General features: G+C 71.2%; 2 protein-coding genes. One reads left to right on the top strand and one right to left on the bottom strand.

Annotation, left to right across the window (positions count from 1 at the left end; all coding sequences use genetic code 11):
* On the bottom strand, window positions 1-1,414 hold a 1,414-nt coding region (locus EQG76_RS14975), incomplete at its 3' end, for a ShlB/FhaC/HecB family hemolysin secretion/activation protein (RefSeq protein ID WP_159714849.1).
* Between the two features lie 138 nt (window positions 1,415-1,552).
* Between EQG76_RS14975 and EQG76_RS14970 the strand changes: the two genes are divergently transcribed.
* A partial coding sequence (locus EQG76_RS14970; RefSeq protein ID WP_159714847.1) for a CHASE2 domain-containing protein occupies window positions 1,553-2,248 on the top strand: 696 nt, incomplete at its 3' end.

Below are 2,248 nucleotides of genomic sequence, written 5' to 3'. Positions count from 1 at the left end.
CCAGGCCCGGGATCGGCAGCCTTGCGATCGGGATGCGGTATTCGAGCGAGGCGAACCAGCCCGTGTCGCGCACCAGCAGGTTCTCGCGATAGCCACGCACCGTGTCGATGCCGCCGATCGTGAACTGCTCCGAGGGCAGGAGCGGGTCCGAGGCGAGCTGGCCGCCGGCACGCAGCACGATCTGGTGGTCGGCCACCGCCCATTCCGGATGCCCGGCGAACGGCAGCAGCACCGCTTCCAGCTGCGCCTGCCAGGTGAAGAACTCGCTGCAAGGCTGGCGATCACCGTCCTCGTCGTAGCAGCGATCGGAGGAGCCCAGCGCATCCAGCCCGACGCTGAAGATCGACTGGGCGGCCAGCGCGAACATGCGGTCCTGGCGCAGCCAGGTCTGGGCGAAGCGCACGGCGGTGACGTCGCTCACTCCGTCCTTGGTGCCGGGCGCGAACGAGAAGCCGTCGCCTAGGAGGAAGCTTTCGCCGCGCCGGCGCTCCAGCGACAGGTCGAGCAGCACGTCGTCCCGTGCCGTGCGGTAGACCGGATAGGACGCGCCGAGCTCGATCCCGGCCGAATTGCTCTCGATGTCCAGCGCGTCGAATGGATCCTCCACCACGCGCGCATCGGCATAGTCGACCACGGCGCGCAGGCGCAGGTCGGTCGTGGTCACCGGCCGCTCATAGGCCAGCTCCACGCTCCATGCCCCCTCGGACGCAGCCGCCTCCAGGCGCAGCGGATCGCCGCGGCCGGTCAGGCTCTTCCACAAGGCGACGGTGTCCAGGCGGAGCGAGCCGATCGAGGGCGACTGGTCGTTGGCGAGCTGGGCGTCGATCGTGAAGGGCGGCCGCTCCTCGACCTGGACCAGCAGCCTGGCCTCGCCGCGCTCGCCCCCAGGCAGGACGCTCGCGTCGATCGCGGCGATCATCGGGTCCTTGAGCAGGATCTGGAGGCGCGCCCGCAGGGTCTCCAGGTTGAACGGCGTGCCGGCGGCAAGCCGCAGCCGGTCGGCGACATAGGCGGGGTCCAGCCCGGAGGCGCCCTGCACGTCGATCGCGCCGAGCCTGCCCAGCACGATGTCGATGTCGAGCACGCGGTCGCGCAGGTCCTGGTCGGCGATCACCGCACCCGAATTGACATAGCCGCGCTCGACATAGCGGGCGGTGATGGCGTCGCGCAGGTCGACCAGCTCGCCGGTGGTGAGGCTGCGGCCTTCATAGTCCGCCAGCAGGTCGGCCAGCCCGGCCCGGTCGATCGGCGGAACCACATCGGCCGACGAGAAGCGCAGCTCGATCCGGTCCACGGGAAAAGCAGGGCCGGTCTGTGCGCGCGCAGGCGTGGCAACCGCTGCCAGCAACAAGCCCAGCAGCAGGCAGCAGCCCAGCATCCAGGCATGGATGCCGCACGCACGGGATAGCCCCAACCGCCATTCTCCCCAATCCATGCCCGCTTGAGCCTTAGCGAAGCCTTCTGCCATTGCCAGCGGATCGTTGCCGGAAGTTGCTCGCAGCCGCCCGGTCGTGGCGCTAGAGCCAGACGGGATGGAGGCGTGGATACCAGGATGCAGCGCGTGCGCCCCGGACGTGGCCAGGGGATCGAGATCGGCCCGCTCGTCCTGCTGCTGGCGATCGCCCTCCTGGTGATGGCGGCGGTCGTGGCGCTGCGTATGGCGGGCGCCCTGCGCCCGGCGGAGCTGGTCGGCCACGACGCGATCGTGACGCTGGCACGCCAGGTCGCGGAGCGGCCGGACCCGGGCGTGGTGGTGGTGGGCGTCGACGACCAGGCCAAGGCCGAGCTCGGCTGGCCGCTCCCCGATGCCACCGTCGCCCGGATCATCGAGATCCTGGCCGCGGCGGAGCCGGCCGCGATCGGCCTGGACTTCTTTCGCGGCGACATGCCGGTGGGCCCGCTGGGCCAAGCGGCCGATCCGGCCGACACCGACCGGCTGGTGGCGCTGATGGAGCGCACGCCGAACCTGGCGCTCGTGCTCGACACCTTCGCCAAAGAGCTGCCGCCGCGCCTGACCAGCCTGGCCTCGCCGGAGATGGGCCGGCTGGTGTCGCCCAACCTGGTGCCGGACCCGGACGACGTGGTGCGGCGCGGCATCCTGGGCGATGTGTTTCCCGATCCAGAGGTGGCCGAGCCGGTGCTCGGCATCTGGTCGCTTGCGGCACGGCTGGCCCAGCTCGCGACCGCTGACGAGGCGCTGGCCGCGGACGGCGCGGTACCCGAGGAGGTGCTGCCGATCGGCCGGCGG

The organism is Geminicoccus flavidas (assembly GCF_009806515.1).
GTDB classification, from domain to species: domain Bacteria; phylum Pseudomonadota; class Alphaproteobacteria; order Geminicoccales; family Geminicoccaceae; genus Geminicoccus; species Geminicoccus flavidus.
This window is presented reverse-complemented; position numbering and strand designations above follow the sequence as displayed.